This window comes from Janibacter sp. CFPM2_SD2 (assembly GCF_057364645.1).
The window spans coordinates 1-16,075 of sequence record NZ_JBNFOF010000054.1; the positions used below are offsets into that span (position 1 = coordinate 1).

Here is a 16,075-nt window from a genome sequence, read left to right on the forward strand (position 1 = left end):
GGGGCCGATGAGCGCGACGAAGCGACCGGCCCGGCCACGGCGTCACCGCGGCGACGAGCGCGACGGCGACGACGAGCAGGAGGAGCTGGTCGCGGGGTGGTGTCGACGCCCCTTTGCTCCGGGCGGCGGCCTCCCCCAGCTCGAACATCCGCAGGCTCGGGGTCAGTGCTGCGAGCGCCGGCAGCAGGACCGCCAGCGCGGCGCCCACGGCGATGACGTCGACGAAGCGCAACTGGTCGAAGATGCCCTGACCCCAGGCCGCGGCGGCCGCGGCATTCTCGACCCGGGCCCGCACGAGGAGGAATCCGTTGAAGGCCACGAGCATCGCGCTCACGCCGATGCCGATGACGATCAGGCGGGTGCCGTGCACGCCGTCCTTGAAGGCGAGGAGGTAGATCACCGCACCCGTGAGCAGACCCCCGACGAGCGAGCCGACCGTCGCCCCGGCATAGCCGGTGCCGAGCACGAGCATGGCGACGAGGGCGCCGGTGTTGGCGCCGCTGGTGAAGCCGATGATGTCGGGGCTGCCGAGGGGGTTGCGGGTCAGCGTCTGGAGGATGGCGCCGCCGAGCGCCAGGGCCGCGCCGCCCAGCAGCGCGACGAGCACCCGGGGCAGGCGGCCCTCGACGACGATGCGCCGCACCACCTCCGACTCGGTGCCCGTGAAGGCCCCGACGACGCGGTCGAGCGGCAGGTCGGACCCCGGCGTGGAGCCGACTCCGAGCGACCAGACGGCCACGACGAGCGCGAGGAGGGTCAGGGCGAGCGTCGTGAGGCTCGTGCGCAGGTCCACGCGCAGGCTCGTGCGCCCCGAGCGCGTGCGCAGCACGCGGACCCGGCGCGGCCAGATCTGGGCCGGCGTGCTCACAGCTCGCTCGCCCCGCGCGATCGGACGAGGTGGATGAGCACGGGCGCCCCGATGAAGGCCGTCATCATGCCCACCGGCAGCTCGGTGACGAGCAGGACCCGGCCGACGACGTCGGCGGCGAGGAAGAGCACGGGTGCCGCCAGCGCCGAGGCCGACAGAAGCCACCGCTGGTCGGGACCGACGAGCGTGCGCACGGCGTGCGGGATCATCAGGCCGAGGAAGGAGATCGGCCCGACGGCAGCCGTCCCCGCGCCGCAGAGCACGGTCAGGCCGAGGAAGCCGATCGTGCGGACCGCGGTCACCGGGACACCCAGGGAGCGTGCCCGGTCGTCGCCGAGGGCCAGGGCGTTGAGCTGGGTCGACAGCAGGAGCGCGACGACCAGCCCACCGGCGATCCACGGCGACGTGACGGTCAGCAGGTCGAAGGCGTGGTCCTTGTCGAGCGAGCCCACCTGCCACCCGCGGATGGCGTCGAAGGCCTTGGGGTCGACCATCGTCATGCCGAAGGCCACCCCGGTGAAGACACAGCTGACGGCCACGCCGGTGAGCACGAGCTTCGCCGGGCTGGCCCCTCCCCTGCCCCGGGAGCCGACGACGTGCACGAGCGTCGCGGCGACGAGGGCTCCGCCCATGGCGAAGGGGATGCTGCCGGCGGTCGACGTGGCGCCGACGAGGGAGAAGCCGACGACCATGGCGAAGTAGGCCCCGGCGTTGACGCCGAGGAGCCCGGGGTCGGCGAGCGGGTTGCGGGTGATCGCCTGCATGAGCGCGCCGGCGACGCCCATCGCGGCGCCGACGGCGACGCCGAGCAGGGTGCGCGGAAGTCGCGACCCTCGGATGATCTCGGCATTGGTGCTGCCGTCGTCGTGCCACAGGGCCCGCCACGCCTCGCCGACCGGGATGTCGCCGCTGCCGACGAAGAGCGAGACGAGCGCGACCCCGACGAGCAGTGCGCCGAGGACGAGGAGGGAGATCGCCCGTCGGCCGAGCGAGGGGGGCGTCCGTGTCGCCTCGCGTGCGAACTCGAGTCGCGTCGCGGTCGTCGTCATGCCTCACCTCCTCGCTCCCAGCGCCACCGGCCGGCACTGAAGGTGAGGCGATCCTAACTCTCGTGACCCACGTAGGCCGCCAGGTGCGTGGCGGTGAGGGTCTCCCCCTTCGCCACGAGATCGGCCGGCGTGCCCTCGAAGACGACCCGACCACCCTCGTGGCCGGCACCGGGACCGAGGTCGATGATCCAGTCGGCGTGCGCCATGACCGCCTGGTGGTGCTCGATGACGATGACCGACCTGCCCGAGTCGACGAGGCGGTCGAGCAGGGCGAGCAGGTTGTCGACGTCGGCGAGGTGCAGGCCGGTCGTCGGCTCGTCGAGGACGTAGACCTCGCCCTTGTCCCCCATGTGCACCGCGAGCTTGAGGCGCTGGCGCTCGCCGCCGGACAGCGCCGTCAGCGGCTGGCCGAGGGTGAGGTAGCCCAGACCGACGTCGACCAGGCGGGTGAGGATCTTGTGCGCGGCCGGCAGGGACGCCGGGCCCTCCTTGGCGAAGAAGACTTCTGCCTCGCTCATCGACATCTCGAGCACGTCGGCGATGTTCTTGCCGGCGAGCTCGTACTCGAGGACCGCCTCCTGGAAGCGGCGCCCCTCGCAGTCCTCGCACGTCGCCTCGACGGTGGCCATGACGCCGAGCTCGGTGAAGATCACGCCGGCGCCGTTGCACGTCGGGCAGGCGCCCTCGGAGTTGGAGCTGAAGAGCGCGGGCTTGACGCCGTTGGCCTTGGCGAAGGCCTTGCGGACCGGCTCGAGCAGGCCGGTGTAGGTCGCGGGGTTGCTGCGCCGCGAGCCCTTGATCGCCGACTGGTCGACGACGACGACCTCGTCACGGTGGTCGAGACCGGAGTGGATGAGCGAGCTCTTGCCCGACCCGGCGACGCCCGTCACCGCGACGAGGACCCCGGTGGGGACATCGACGTCGACGTCCTGAAGGTTGTGCGTGCTGGCGCCACGGATCTCGAGCGCCCCTGCGGCGGAGCGGACCTCGTCCTTGAGCGCGACGCGGTGGTCGAGGTGGCGCCCGGTGAGGGTGTCGCTGGCCCGCAGCTCCTCGACGGTCCCCTCGAAGACGATCTCTCCCCCCTTCGACCCCGCCATGGGGCCGAGGTCGACGGCGTGGTCGGCGATGGCGATCGTCTCCGGCTTGTGCTCGACGACGAGTACGGTGTTGCCCTTGTCGCGCAGGCGCAGGAGCAGGTCGTTCATCCGGTCGATGTCGTGGGGGTGCAGCCCGATCGTCGGCTCGTCGAAGACATAGGTGACGTCGGTGAGCGAGGACCCGAGGTGACGGATCATCTTCGCCCGCTGGGCCTCTCCTCCGGACAGGGTGCCGGCGGGGCGGTCCAGGGAGAGGTAGCCCAGGCCGATCTCGGTGAAGGAGTCGAGCAGGTGTTGCAGGCCGGCGAGCAGCGGCTCGAAGCCCGGCTCGTCGAGCTCGCGCACCCAGGCGGCCAGGTCGTTGATCTGCATCGAGCACAGGTCGGCGATGCTCTTGCCCTTGATCTTCGACGCGCGGGCCTCGGGGGTGAGGCGGGTGCCCTCGCACTCGGGGCAGGTCTGGAAGGTCACGGCCCGCTCGACGAAGCGGCGCACGTGCGGCTGCATCGCCTCGGGGTCCTTGCTGAGCATCGACTTCTGGATCTTGGGGATGATCCCCTCGAAGGTGAGGTTGACCCCTTCGACCTTGATCTTCGTCGGGTCGCTCCACAGCATCGTCTCGAGCTGCTTCTTCGTGAAGTCCTTGATCGGCTTGTCCATCGGCAGGCCCATGCCGGCGAAGAGGCGGCCGTACCAGCCGTCCATCGAGTAGCCGGGGACGGTCAGTGCGCCGTCCTCGAGCGTCTTGGTGTCGTCGTAGAGGGCGGTGAGGTCGATGTCGCTCACCTGCCCCATGCCCTCGCAGCGCGGGCACATGCCGCCGAGGTAGACCTGCTGCTTGACCGTCTTGCGCTCGGTGTGGGTGCCCTTGTCCGTCGTCATCGACCCGCTCGCCTTGCGCGTGGGGACGTTGAAGGAGAAGGCCGTCGGCGGCCCGACGTGCGGCTGGCCCAGGCGCGAGTAGAGGATGCGCAACATCGCATTGGCATCGGTCGCCGTGCCGACGGTCGAACGCGGGTTGGCCCCCATGCGCTCCTGGTCGACGATGATCGCCGTCGTCAGGCCCTCGAGGTGGTCGACGTCGGGCCGTGCCAGCGAGGGCATGAAGCCCTGGAGGAAGGCGCTGTAGGTCTCGTCGATGAGCCGGCGCGACTCCGAGGCGATCGTCCCGAAGACGAGCGAGCTCTTGCCCGAGCCCGAGACCCCGGTGAAGACCGTCAGCCGCCGCTTGGGCAGGTCGACGCTCACGTCCTTGAGGTTGTTCTCCCTCGCTCCCTGCACCCGGATGAGGTCGTGGCTGTCGGCGGCGTGCGGCATGCGAGCTCCAGACGAAGGGGGTGGGGTGGGCCACCTGTGATCCAACCAGATCGTCCCGACGACGTCGTCGAAATCCGGTGGCGGCCCGCGACCTCGCCCTGCTGTGCTGGTGCGATGACGAGCAGCGACGTGTGGACGGCCGAGCAGGCGCAGCGCTACGACGACCCGGCGGGCACCGGGATGTCCGCGCCGGAGGTGCTTGATCCCGTGGTGGACGCGCTCGCCGAGCTCGCGGGTGGCGGGCCCGTGCTCGAGCTCGCGATCGGTACCGGTCGCGTCGCCGTCCCCCTGCTGGCGAAGGGGGTCCCGGTCACCGGGATCGAGCTGTCCGCCCCGATGGTCGACGTCCTGCGGACCAAGGTCTCGGAGGCACAGCTGCCCGTGGTCGTCGGCGACATGGCGACGACACGGGTCGACGGTGAGTTCAGCCTGGTCTTCCTCGTCTTCAACACCATCGGCAACCTGCGGACGCAGGACGAGCAGGTCGAGTGCTTCCGCAACGCTGCCCGTCACCTCCGCCCCGGCGGGCGGTTCGTCGTGGAGGTCGGCCTCCCTCCCCTGCGTCGGCTCGTCCCGGGCCAGGTGGCGGTCCCCTTCGACGTGTCCGACGGCCACGTCGGGTTCGACACCTTCGACCCGGTGACCCAGCAGGCGACCTCGCACCACCTGACTCGGCAGGCCGACGGCAGCTATCGCCGGGGCACCCACAACTACCGCTACGTCTGGCCCAGCGAGCTCGACCTCATGGCGCGTTGTGCGGGCCTGGAGCTCGAGTCCCGCCACGAGGACTGGAGCGGGACCCCCTTCGGCCCCGACAGCGAGTCCCACGTCAGCGTGTGGCGCCGACCCTGACGGTCAGACCTCGGCGAGGGCGACCTCGACGAGGTGCGCGGCGGTGCGCTCGCCGGCGGCGATGGCCCGCTCCTGGTCGCCGCGGAGCATGCCGGTGATGGCGCCGAGGTAGGCGACGACGACCTCGTCGGCCAGTCGCACGCCACGCTCCCCCGGCACGACCTCGGCGGCGAGCGCCTCGATCCGCTCGTGCAGGAGGGTGTCCTCAGCCGTGAGCATCTCGGCGACCGCGGGTGCCGGGTTGCCCGTCGCGGCGGCCGTCCCGCTGAAGGCGCACCACCGCTCGTCGAGCCGCTCGCGCTGGTAGGTCCGCAGCGCCGGGAAGATCGCGAGCAGCCGGTCGGTGGGCGTGGCGGCGGCGGCGAGCGCCGCGTCCCAGACCTCGGTCCACTCCCCGAGCCTTCGCTCGAGCGCCGCGGCGATGAGCCCGTCCTTGTTGCCGAAGTTGGCGTAGAGCGTGGCGGGCGAGGCGCCGGCACGTCGCAGGATGACGTCGACGGGCGTCAGCACGACACCCTCGACGAACATCAGCTCGTCGGCTGCGGTGAGCAGCCGCTCCCGCGCCGGACGACGGCGCTCCGTGGTGGCCATGTCGCCAGCCTAACCGTAACGCGCGTTTCACATGGAACTGAAACGTGCGTTACGGTCGGTGCCGACCCACGCCACCGACAGGGAGCCACCGATGACGACCTTGCACATCAACGGGCAGTGGCGGACCGCCGCGTCCGGAGAGACCCGTGAGATCACCTGCCCCGCCGACGGATCCGTCGTCGCGACGGTCGACGAAGGGGGTGCCGCCGACGCCCTCGAGGCCGTTCGCGCCGCCCGACAAGCCTTCGACTCCGGCCCGTGGCCGAGCACCCCGGCGCCCGAGCGGGCCGCCCTCCTGCACCGCCTCGCCGATCGACTCGAGAGCGAGCTCGAGGAGGTCGCGCGTCTCGAGGCCCTCGACACCGGCAAGCGGATGGTCGAGACGCGCATCGACATGCAGGACATCGTCGCGGTCTTCCGGCACTTCGCCGGCCTGGCCCAGGCCGAGGCCGGCCGGGTCGTCGACCCCGGCATGCCCGACGTCTCCTCCCGTGTCGTGAGCGAGCCCGTCGGCGTGTGCGCGCTCATCACCCCGTGGAACTTCCCGCTGCTGCAGACGGCGTGGAAGGTCGCCCCGGCGCTGGCCGCGGGCAACACCTTCGTCCTCAAGCCGAGCGAGCTGACCCCGCAGACCTCGATCTGGCTCGTGCGCACCCTCGCCGAGCTCGGCCTGCCCGACGGCGTCGCCAACCTCGTGCTCGGGCCGGGCGCCACCGTGGGCGCCGCGATGACCGAGGCCCCCGAGGTCGACCTCGTCTCCTTCACCGGCGGCCTGCACACCGGCCGCACGATCATGGCGGCGGCTGCCCCGACGGTGAAGAAGATCGCCCTCGAGCTCGGCGGCAAGAACCCCAACGTCATCTTCGCCGACGCCGACCTCGACGCCGCGATCGACAACGCGCTCACCGCGATCTTCCTCGACTCCGGCCAGGTCTGCTCCGCGGGCTCGCGCCTCGTCGTCGAGGAGTCGGTGCACGACGAGGTCGTCGACGAGCTGGTCCGCCGCGCCCGGGCGATCCGTCTCGGCGGCCCCTTCGACGAGCGCGCCGAGACCGGCCCGCTCATCAGCGACGCCCACCGGGACAAGGTCGAGGCCTACGTCGCCGCGGGTCTGGCCGAGGGCGCGGTGCTGCGCTGCGGCGGCGAGCGCCCCGGTGGCGACCTCGCGGGCGGCAGCTACTACCCGCCCACGATCCTCGACGGGTGCACGAGCGAGATGTCGTGCGTCCAGGACGAGTCCTTCGGGCCGGTCCTGACCGTCGAGACCTTCGCCGGCGAGACCCGCGAGGCGGCGGAGGACGCCGCGGTGGCCATCGCGAACGACACGATCTACGGCCTGGCCGGTGCCGTGTGGACCCAGGATGCGGGGCGCGCCGAGCGCGTCGCCCGCCGACTGCGCCACGGGACCATCTGGATCAACGACTTCCACCCCTACGTCCCCGCGGCGGAGTGGGGCGGCATGAAGCAGTCCGGCATCGGGCGTGAGCTCGGGCTCGCCGGCCTGCACGAGTACCAGGAGACCAAGCACATCTGGCACAACACCCGCCCGGCCCGCGCCGGGTGGTTCGACGACGCCACGACCGAGGGAGAGGACGCATGAGAGATCGCTACGACTACGTCATCGTCGGAGGTGGGTCCGCAGGATCCGCCCTCGCCAACCGCCTGAGCGCCGACGAGGGCACGAGCGTCCTCGTCCTCGAGGCCGGGCGGGCGGACTTCCTCGCCGACCCGCTGATCCACATGCCGGCGGCGCTGATGTTCCCCTCGGGCAACCCGCTCTACGACTGGGCCTACGAGACCGAGCCCGAGCCGCACATGGGCGGCCGTCGGGTCCCGCACGCCCGGGGCAAGGTGCTCGGCGGCAGCTCGAGCATCAACGGCATGATCTTCCAGCGCGGCAACCCCGGTGACTACGACACCTGGGCCTCCTTCGACGGCATGGAGGCGTGGGACTACGCCCACTGCCTGCCCTACTTCAAGCGCATGGAGACGACGATCGCCGGCGCCGACGCTTGGCGCGGCGGAGCCGGCCCGCTCAAGCTCGAGCGCGGCCCCGCCGACTCGCCCCTCTTCCAGGCCTTCTTCGAGGCGACGACCCAGGCCGGCTTCGCCCGGACGGACGACGTCAACGGCTATCGCCAGGAGGGCTTCGCCCCCTTCGACCGCAATGTCTACAAGGGCAGCCGGATGTCGGCCTCGCGCTCCTACCTGCGGCCGGTCCGCGACCGCAAGAACCTCGACGTGACCACGCTGGCCATGGTCACCGGGCTGCGCTGGCAGGGCACCCGCGTGACCGGCGTGGACTTCGTGCGCGCCGGCCGCAGCCGGCACTCGGTCGAGGCCGGCGAGGTCATCCTCTGCGGCGGCGCCTTCAACTCGCCGCAGCTCCTCGAGCTCTCCGGCGTCGGTGACCCCGAGGTGCTGCGCGCTGCGGGCATCACGCCCCGCGTCGAGCTGCCCGGAGTCGGCGAGAACCTCCAGGACCACCTCGAGGTCTACCTGCAGCACACGAGCCTGCAGCCGGTGTCGATCTCGCCGTGGCTGAAGAAGTGGAAGGCGCCCTACATCGGCGCCGAGTGGCTCTTCCTCAACCGCGGCGTCGGCGCCTCCAACCACTTCGAGGGTGGCGGCTTCATCCGCACCAACGACGAGGTCGCCTACCCCAACCTCATGTTCCACTTCCTGCCGATCGCCGTGCGCTACGACGGCACGGCTGCCGAGGGCAAGCACGGCTACCAGGTGCACATCGGGCCGATGAACTCCGACGTGCGCGGCCACGTCCACATCAAGAACGCCGACCCGCGGACCAAGCCGGGCATCCTCTTCAACTACCTGTCGACCGAGCGCGACCGGCGTGAGTGGGTCGAGGTCGTGCGCGCCGCGCGGCACATCCTCTCCCAGCCGGCCTTCGCCCCCTTCGACGGTGGCGAGATCTCGCCCGGGCCGGACGTGCAGACCGACCAGGAGATCATCGACTGGGTCGCCAAGGACGCCGAGACGGCCCTGCACCCGTCGTGCTCGGCGAAGATGGGCACTGACGAGATGGCGGTCGTCGACCCGGGCTCGATGCGGGTCCACGGGACCGAGGGCCTGCGCGTCGTCGACGCCTCGGTCTTCCCGACGATCACCAACGGCAACATCTACGCCCCCGTGATGATGGTCGCGGAGAAGGCAGCCGACCTCATCGCCGGCAACACCCCGCTCGCGGCGGAGCACCCGCCGGTCTACCGGGCCAAGCAGGGCATGCCGCTCTACCCGCAGGGCGACCCGCGCAACGACGCCTGGGATGCGCGCACCGAGATCCCCAGCGCCCTTGCGGCAGTGCGTGATGCGCAGTCGAAGGGGGACGCCTGATGAGCACGGTCGTCGATCCCGAGCTGACCCGGGACCGGGTGAGCGCACCCCGCGCCAAGAAGTCGGTCCTCGTCGTCTCGGTCGTCGCGACGGTCGTCGTCGCGGCCTGGGCCCTCATCGCGCCGACCAACGCCGAGGCCACCCTCGGCAGCGTCGTGGGGTGGATCGCCAACTGGTTCGGCTGGTTCTACATCCTGCTGGCCACCGCGATCCTCGTCTTCGTCGTCTACGTCGGCATGCGCTACCGCCGCATCCGCCTGGGTGACGACGACGACCGTCCCGAGTACTCGACCTTCGCGTGGGCCTCGATGCTCTTCGCGGCCGGCATCGGCACCGACGTCATGTTCTTCGCCGTCGCCGAGCCCGCGAGCCAGTACCTCGCTCCCCCGCAGGGGCCGGGCGAGACCGTCGAGGCCGCCCGCGAGGCGACCGTGTGGACCCTCTTCCACTACGGCATCACCGGCTGGGGCATGTACGCGCTCATGGGCGTGGCCCTGGGCTACTTCGCACACCGCAAGAAGCTGCCCCTCGCCGTGCGCTCGGCGCTCTACCCGCTCGTCGGCAAGCGGGTGCGCGGGCCGATCGGCGACGCGGTGGACATCGCGACCGTCCTCGGCACGATCTTCGGCGTCGCGACCTCGCTGGGCATCGGCGTCGTCATGCTCAACGTCGGCCTCGGCGTGATGTTCGACGTGCCGCAGGGCATCCCCGCCCAGATCGGTCTCGTCGTCCTCGCCGTCGCCACCGCGACCGTGTCGGCCACCACCGGTGTCGACCGGGGCATCCGGCTGCTCAGCCAGCTCAACGTGCTGCTCGCGATCCTCCTCGCCCTGTGGATCCTCGTCACCGGCGAGACCGCCTTCCTGCTGCGCGCCATCACGATGAATGTCGGCGACTTCGTCTCGATGTTCCCCGGGATGACCCTCGACACGATGGCCTACGACCACCCGACCGAGTGGATGTCCCTGTGGACGCTCTTCTTCTGGGCCTGGTGGATCGCCTGGGCGTCCTTCGTCGGGATGTTCCTCGCGCGCATCTCCAAGGGCCGCACCATCGGGCAGTTCATGCTCGGCACGCTGACGATCCCCTTCAGCTACATCGTCATGTGGGTCTCGATCTTCGGCAACAGCGCGGTCAAGCAGATCGCCGACGGCGACGCGGCCTTCGGCGAGATGGCGATGAACCAGCCGGAGCAGGGCTTCTACGCCCTCCTCCAGCAGTACCCGGGGGCGCTCTTCCTCGTGGGGCTGTCGACCTTCGTCGGGCTGCTCTTCTACGTCACCTCCGCCGACTCCGGCGCCCTCGTCATGGCCAACCTCAGCTCCGAGCTGCCCGACAGCGAGACCGACGCCCGCCCGTGGCTGCGGATCCTGTGGGCCGGCGCCACCGGCGTGCTGACGATCGCCATGCTCGTCGTCGGCGGCATCGTCGCGCTGCAGTACGCGACGATCGTCATGGGGCTGCCCTTCGCCATCGTCATGGTCCTCGTGATGATCGGCCTGCACCGGGCGCTCGAGGCCGAGCGCACCCAGACGACGGCTGCCCGCCTCTCGCTCGCATCGCACCTCGTCGGCCGCGAGGGCGCCCACCAGGGCTCCTGGCGCCGCCGGGTCGCCAACACCCTGGGCACGGTGAGCCTCAAGCGCGCCAACCAGCGCCTGGCGAGCGTCGTCGTCCCGGCCCTGCAGGAGGTCGCCGACGCGATGACCGACGAAGGGAGGACCGCCACCGTCGAGGTCAACGACGGCGGTCCCAACCGGCCGGGGTCCGCCCGGCTCGTCGTCGGCGAGGGGGTCTCCCCCTTCGTCTGGTCCGTCCAGGTGCGTCAGGTCGCGGCGCCGAGCTACGGCGCCCGGATGATCGAGGCCGATGACCGCACGGCGCGCCTCGAGGTCGCCCTGCCGACCGGCGGTGGGTACGACGTCTTCGCCTACGACCGCGAGGAGGTCTGCCACGACGTGCTCGACCACCTCGAGCGCTGGACCGCCGCGGAGGTCCTCGCCGACCAGGTCTAGGACCGAACCGGCCACCCGAGAGGGCCGCGACACCCGCCCGGTGTCGCGGCCCTCTCGTCTACCCGATTGCAATACATAGGATCCCTATGTAACGTAGCGGGACGTGCCCGACGACTCCATCGACCAGACCGCGAGCGACCTCGTCACCTATGCCGCCCGTCTCGTCCGCGCCTCGCGCCAGCACATCCACCGCACTCCCCCCGCGGGCATCCGGGTGCTCTCCCTCGTCGACGAGCACGGGCCCACGGGCATCGGCCGCCTCGCCGAGCTCGACCGCACCACCCAGCCGACGATGTCCGGAGCCGTCACCACGCTCGTCGAGCGCGGCTGGGTGACCAAGGAGCCCGACCCGTCCGACGCCCGCGCCACGAGGGTCACCCTCACCGACGACGGACGCCGCGCCCTCGCCGTCGTCCGCGAGCGCAGCGCCACCACCGTCTCCCGGACCATCCGGGAGCACCCCACCCTGACCCCCGAGGACCTCGTCACCGCCGTCGCGGTGCTGCGCGCGGTCATGGAGGCCAGCTCGTCCCAGCAGGAAGGTCAGCAGTGACAACCCCAGCAGTACCCGCCGAGAGCACCCCGTCGATGTGGAAGCAGCCGCGCGCCGTGTGGGCCGTCGCCTTCGCGTGCGTCATCGCCTTCATGGGCATCGGCCTCGTCGACCCGATCCTCAAGCCGATCGCCGACGAGCTGGGCGCAACGCCCAGCGAGACCTCGCTCCTCTTCACGAGCTACATGGCGATCATGGGCGTGGCGATGCTCGTCGCCGGCTTCATCTCCTCGCGCATCGGCGCCAAGCGGACGCTGATCGCGGGCCTCGTCCTGATCATCGTCTTCTCCGCGCTCGCCGGCGCCTCCGACAGCATCGGTGCCATCGTCGGCTTCCGGGCCGGCTGGGGCCTGGGCAATGCGCTCTTCGTCGCCACCGCCCTGTCGACGATCGTCGTCGCCTCGGCCGGCAGCGTCGGTCAGGCCGTGATCTTCTTCGAGGCCGCTCTCGGCCTGGGCATCGCCGTCGGGCCGATCGTCGGCGGCCAGCTCGGCTCGATCTCGTGGCGGGCGCCCTTCTTCGGAGTCGCCGTCCTCATGGTCATCGCCGTGGTCGTCACATCCTTCCTCCTGCCGCCCACTCCCCCGTCGGGCCACAAGACCTCGCTCGCCGCACCGCTCAAGGCGCTGCGCCACCCTGGTCTGCTCACCGTCGCCCTGACCGCGCTCTTCTACAACATGGGCTTCTTCACCCTGCTGGCCTTCACCCCCTTCCCCCTCGACATGACCGCCTCGCAGGTGGGCTGGGTCTTCTTCGGCTGGGGCGTGCTGCTCGCGGTCACCTCGGTCAAGACGGCCCCGTGGCTGCAGCGCCGCTTCGGCACGATCCCCTCGATCATCGGCGCCCTGACGCTCTTCGGCCTCGACCTGACGATGATGGCGCTGCTCGTCGACTCCAAGGCGGCGCTCGTCGTCGGGGTCGTCCTCGCCGGCGCCTTCCTCGGCGTCAACAACACGCTGATCACCGAGGCCGTCATGGGCTCGGCGCCGGTCGAGCGTCCGGTCGCCTCGTCGGCCTACTCGTTCGTGCGCTTCTCCGGCGGTGCCGTCGCGCCGTGGGCCGCCGGGCGTCTCGGTGAGGAGGTCGGCCTCAGCGCTCCCTACTGGATGGCGACGGTCGCGGTCTTCGTCGGTGTGGCGATCTTCGTCTACGGCTCGCGCTTCCTCCGGGGCGAGCAGACCCCCGCGGCCCACAGCCCCGCCGAGGGCGAGGCGGTGCTCGTCGGCGACGCCGACTGAGCGGCCCTTCGAGACGGTCGCTTCGCGACGTCCTCAGGGACCGGGGCGGGCGTCCTACCCCAGGTCCAGGAACATCACGTGCAGGCCCACGGGGCCGTGCTCCGGGTGGTCGAAGGCCCCGGGCACGGTCCCGATGACCTCGAAGCCGAGCGATCGCCACAGCCGCACGGCACGCTCGTTGGTCTCGACGACGGCGTTGAACTGGATCCCGGCGTAGCCCCCTTCGCGAGCCCACGCGACGACGTGCTCGCCGAGGGCTCGTCCCACGCCCCTGGTCCCGGCCTCGGCATCGACCATGAAGGACGCGGTCGCGATGTGCGCCCCTCGACCGGGACGGTTGGGGCCCATCTTCGCCGAGCCGACGACGCGGCCCCCGACCTCCGCGACGACGGTGCGACCGGGCGCCGGCTCCATCCACAGCCCGTGCGCCTGCGCCGACGTCAGGCCCTCCGGGTAGGCATAGGTCCGCCCTTCGGTCACGATGCGGGCCCAGAAGGGGAAGATCTGCCGCCAGTCGTCGTCGGTCGCGGGTCGGATGCTCGGGTCGGCGATCGTCATGTCGCCAGCATCGCAGGCCCTGCGGTGGCAGGCTGACCCCTGCATCGCAACGACGCGACCATCGGAGGTTCGACCCATGACCCAGCCCGCGCTCCCTTCGTACTCGTCCGGCACCTCGGACGCGCCCCTGCTCGGGGACACGATCGGCGGCAACCTCGAGCGGACCGTGGCGACCCACGGCGGCCGGGAGGCACTCGTCGACGTGCCCAGCGGTCGGCGCTGGACCTATCGCGAGCTGCTCACCGATGTCGACGCCCTGGCCAAGGGGCTGCTGGCGAAGGGCGTCGCCGCCGGCGAGCGCATCGGGATCTGGGCACCGAACTGCGCCGAGTGGACGCTGCTCCAGTACGCCACCGCCCGCATCGGCGCGATCCTCGTCAACATCAACCCCGCCTACCGCTCCCACGAGCTGACCTACGTGGCGCAGCAGTCCGGACTGCGGATGCTCGTGAGCGCCCAGCGGCACAAGACCTCCGACTACCGCGCCATGGTCGAGGAGGTGCGTGGTGGGCTGCCCGCTCTGCGGGACGTCGTCTTCATCGGCGACCCGTCGTGGGACGAGCTCGTGGCCGGCGGCAGCCACATCGCGGACCAGGCCATCACCGAGCGCGGTGCGACCCTCACCCCCGACGACCCGATCAACATCCAGTACACCTCGGGCACGACCGGGTTCCCCAAGGGCGCCACCCTCAGCCACCACAACATCCTCAACAACGGCTACTTCGTCGGCGAGATGATCCGCTACACCGAGGCCGACCGCATCTGCATCCCGGTGCCCTTCTACCACTGCTTCGGCATGGTCATGGGCAACCTCGCAGCCACCTCGCACGGTGCCTGCATGGTCATCCCCGCGCCCTCCTTCGAGCCGGCGGCCACCCTGCAGGCGGTCGTCGACGAGCGCTGCACCTCGCTCTACGGCGTGCCGACGATGTTCATCGCCGAGCTCGGGCTGCCCGACTTCGCCGACTACGACCTCAGCTCCCTGCGCACGGGGATCATGGCCGGCTCCACGTGCCCGGTCGAGGTGATGAAGCGGGTCGTCGCCGAGATGAACATGGCCGAGGTCGCCATCAGCTACGGCATGACCGAGACCTCACCGGTGTCGACGATGACCCGCACCGACGACGACCTCGCCCGGCGCACGGAGACGGTCGGCCGCTCGATGCCGCACATCGAGTCCAAGGTCGTCGACCCGGTGACCGGTGTGACCCTGCCCCGTGGCGAGACCGGCGAGCTGTGCACCCGCGGCTACGGCGTCATGCTCGGCTACTGGGAGGAGCCGGACAAGACGGCCGAGGCGATCGACCGCGCCCGGTGGATGCACACGGGCGACTTGGCGACGATGGACGAGGCCGGGTACGTCGAGATCGTCGGCCGGATCAAGGACCTCGTCATCCGCGGGGGCGAGAACGTCTACCCCCGCGAGGTCGAGGAGTTCCTCTACACCCACCCGTCGGTCGCGGACGTGCAGGTCATCGGTGTCCCCGACGAGCGCTACGGCGAGGAGCTCATGGCGTGGGTCGTCCTCAAGGACGGCGTCGGCACGCTCACCGCCGACGAGGTGCGCGACTTCGCGACCGGCAAGCTCGCCCACTACAAGATCCCGCGCTACGTCCACGTCACCGAGGCCTTCCCGATGACCGTCACGGGCAAGGTCCGCAAGGTCGAGATGCGCGAGCAGGCCGTGGAGATCCTGCGCCCCTGAGCGGTGACCCATGACGAAGGGCGGCACCCCGGTAGCCGGGGTGCCGCCCTTCGTGCTGTGGTGCGGTGGGTCAGACCTGCTGGTCACCCTGCGCCGAGGACTGCTGCTCGGCCTTGGCCGAGAGCTTGTCCAGGGTGCGGGCGGCCGCGTCGCGACCACCGAGCCCGAAGGCGAGCGCCGCGGCGGCAGCGCCACCGACGACGAGCGCACCGAAGCCGAGCTCGATGATCGAGTCGGCGATGCCCATGTACTTCAGGCCCATCGCGACGAAGAGGACGATCGTCGCGTACTTGACGATCGTGGCCCCGGCGCCGGAGAGGAGCTTGGCCAGGAGGTTGGCGATGAAGAGGCCGGCCGCGATGATCGCCGCACCGAAGATCACCTTGCCGCCGAGGCCGAGGACCTCGCTGAGGAAGGCCGTGATCTGCGGGAAGTCGAGCAGCTGGGCCGCCATGACCGCGAAGAAGAGCACGATGCCGATCTGCACGATGCGCGCGACGATCGGCACGACCTTGGTGCCCTGCGGCAGCACGTCGAGCTCGGCGAGCTGGCGGTCGACCCCGATGCCGTCGAGCACCTGCTCGACGATGTCACCGGCGAAGCGGGCGATGAAGACACCCAGGGCGAGCATGATGCCCGCGGCGATGATGACCGGCACGGCGTCGAAGATCGACTGGAGCATCTGCTCGGCCGGGCGCGAGATCGAGGCGATGCCGAGGATCTGCAGGGCCGCGATCGTCACCACGATCATGATGAGGGCGTAGACGACCGTCGCGATGGTGCGCGGGATCGACGCGGCCGCGCCGCCACCCTGCTGCCCGCCGGCCGTGTGCACCTGCTGGGTCGGGTGCTGCTGCGGCGGGCCGGCTGACCCG

13 protein-coding genes are annotated in these 16,075 nt (G+C 71.0%); 7 read left to right on the top strand and 6 right to left on the bottom strand.

Going from position 1 to position 16,075, the window contains the following annotated elements:
• From AC2W7J_RS07255 to AC2W7J_RS07265, 3 genes are all read right to left on the bottom strand, one after another.
• Positions 1 to 868 (bottom strand): FecCD family ABC transporter permease (locus tag AC2W7J_RS07255; RefSeq protein ID WP_485981911.1); only part of this gene is annotated, 868 nt, incomplete at its 3' end.
• Positions 865 to 1,917: a FecCD family ABC transporter permease gene (locus AC2W7J_RS07260; protein WP_485981912.1), complete on the bottom strand. Its 1,053-nt coding sequence runs from the start codon at positions 1,915 to 1,917 to the stop codon at positions 865 to 867. The genes AC2W7J_RS07260 and AC2W7J_RS07255, both read right to left, overlap by 4 nt.
• 53 nt (positions 1,918 to 1,970) lie before the next feature.
• Positions 1,971 to 4,334 (bottom strand): ATP-binding cassette domain-containing protein, encoded by a 2,364-nt coding sequence (locus AC2W7J_RS07265; RefSeq protein ID WP_485981913.1) that lies wholly within the window; start codon positions 4,332 to 4,334, stop codon positions 1,971 to 1,973.
• Positions 4,335 to 4,448: 114 nt separating this feature from the next.
• Between AC2W7J_RS07265 and AC2W7J_RS07270 the strand changes: the two genes are divergently transcribed.
• Positions 4,449 to 5,186 (top strand): class I SAM-dependent DNA methyltransferase, encoded by a 738-nt coding sequence (locus tag AC2W7J_RS07270; RefSeq protein ID WP_485981914.1) that lies wholly within the window; start codon positions 4,449 to 4,451, stop codon positions 5,184 to 5,186.
• A 3-nt stretch (positions 5,187 to 5,189) separates the two neighbouring features.
• Here AC2W7J_RS07270 and AC2W7J_RS07275 read toward each other — a convergent pair whose 3' ends face one another.
• Positions 5,190 to 5,777, bottom strand: a complete 588-nt coding sequence (locus AC2W7J_RS07275; RefSeq protein WP_485981915.1) for a TetR/AcrR family transcriptional regulator — start codon at positions 5,775 to 5,777, stop codon at positions 5,190 to 5,192.
• 91 nt (positions 5,778 to 5,868) lie between these two features.
• Between AC2W7J_RS07275 and AC2W7J_RS07280 the strand changes: the two genes are divergently transcribed.
• From AC2W7J_RS07280 to AC2W7J_RS07300, 5 genes are all read left to right on the top strand, one after another.
• Positions 5,869 to 7,377 carry an aldehyde dehydrogenase family protein gene (locus AC2W7J_RS07280; RefSeq protein ID WP_255186279.1) on the top strand — a complete coding sequence of 503 codons (1,509 nt, stop codon included), beginning with the start codon at positions 5,869 to 5,871 and terminating at the stop codon, positions 7,375 to 7,377.
• A complete protein-coding gene (gene betA / locus AC2W7J_RS07285) occupies positions 7,374 to 9,131 on the top strand; it encodes a choline dehydrogenase (RefSeq protein WP_485981916.1) in 1,758 nt (585 codons plus the stop codon). The genes AC2W7J_RS07280 and betA overlap by 4 nt, the downstream gene beginning before the upstream one ends.
• Positions 9,131 to 11,146 (top strand): choline BCCT transporter BetT, encoded by a 2,016-nt coding sequence (gene betT / locus AC2W7J_RS07290; RefSeq protein WP_485981917.1) that lies wholly within the window; start codon positions 9,131 to 9,133, stop codon positions 11,144 to 11,146. The genes betA and betT overlap by 1 nt, the downstream gene beginning before the upstream one ends.
• A gap of 103 nt (positions 11,147 to 11,249) precedes the next feature.
• A complete protein-coding gene (locus AC2W7J_RS07295; RefSeq protein ID WP_427802878.1) occupies positions 11,250 to 11,699 on the top strand; it encodes a MarR family winged helix-turn-helix transcriptional regulator in 450 nt (149 codons plus the stop codon).
• Positions 11,700 to 11,734: 35 nt separating this feature from the next.
• Positions 11,735 to 12,937, top strand: a complete 1,203-nt coding sequence (locus AC2W7J_RS07300) for an MFS transporter (RefSeq protein ID WP_485981921.1) — start codon at positions 11,735 to 11,737, stop codon at positions 12,935 to 12,937.
• 54 nt (positions 12,938 to 12,991) lie between these two features.
• On the opposite strand, the gene AC2W7J_RS07305 is transcribed toward AC2W7J_RS07300, so the two are convergent.
• Complete coding sequence (locus AC2W7J_RS07305) at positions 12,992 to 13,495, bottom strand: GNAT family N-acetyltransferase (protein WP_485981918.1); 504 nt, start codon at positions 13,493 to 13,495, stop codon at positions 12,992 to 12,994.
• A 76-nt stretch (positions 13,496 to 13,571) separates the two neighbouring features.
• Here AC2W7J_RS07305 and AC2W7J_RS07310 point away from each other — a divergent pair, with 76 nt between their 5' ends.
• A complete protein-coding gene (locus tag AC2W7J_RS07310; RefSeq protein WP_485981919.1) occupies positions 13,572 to 15,200 on the top strand; it encodes an AMP-binding protein in 1,629 nt (542 codons plus the stop codon).
• A gap of 70 nt (positions 15,201 to 15,270) precedes the next feature.
• Here the strand turns inward: AC2W7J_RS07310 and AC2W7J_RS07315 are convergent.
• Positions 15,271 to 16,075, bottom strand: an 805-nt coding sequence (locus AC2W7J_RS07315) for a mechanosensitive ion channel (protein ID WP_485981920.1), incomplete at its 5' end; no start/stop codon positions are given.

Bases quoted from the DNA above. Each gene is read 5' to 3' on its own strand.
- AC2W7J_RS07305 (WP_485981918.1), bottom strand. From the start codon at position 13,495: ATGACGATCGCCGACCCGAGCATCCGACCCGCGACCGACGACGACTGG.
- AC2W7J_RS07260 (WP_485981912.1), bottom strand. From the start codon at position 1,917: ATGACGACGACCGCGACGCGACTCGAGTTCGCACGCGAGGCGACACGG.
- AC2W7J_RS07310 (WP_485981919.1), top strand. From the start codon at position 13,572: ATGACCCAGCCCGCGCTCCCTTCGTACTCGTCCGGCACCTCGGACGCG.
- AC2W7J_RS07265 (WP_485981913.1), bottom strand. From the start codon at position 4,334: ATGCCGCACGCCGCCGACAGCCACGACCTCATCCGGGTGCAGGGAGCG.
- AC2W7J_RS07280 (WP_255186279.1), top strand. From the start codon at position 5,869: ATGACGACCTTGCACATCAACGGGCAGTGGCGGACCGCCGCGTCCGGA.
- betT (WP_485981917.1), top strand. From the start codon at position 9,131: ATGAGCACGGTCGTCGATCCCGAGCTGACCCGGGACCGGGTGAGCGCA.
- AC2W7J_RS07270 (WP_485981914.1), top strand. From the start codon at position 4,449: ATGACGAGCAGCGACGTGTGGACGGCCGAGCAGGCGCAGCGCTACGAC.
- AC2W7J_RS07275 (WP_485981915.1), bottom strand. From the start codon at position 5,777: ATGGCCACCACGGAGCGCCGTCGTCCGGCGCGGGAGCGGCTGCTCACC.
- betA (WP_485981916.1), top strand. From the start codon at position 7,374: ATGAGAGATCGCTACGACTACGTCATCGTCGGAGGTGGGTCCGCAGGA.
- AC2W7J_RS07300 (WP_485981921.1), top strand. From the start codon at position 11,735: ATGTGGAAGCAGCCGCGCGCCGTGTGGGCCGTCGCCTTCGCGTGCGTC.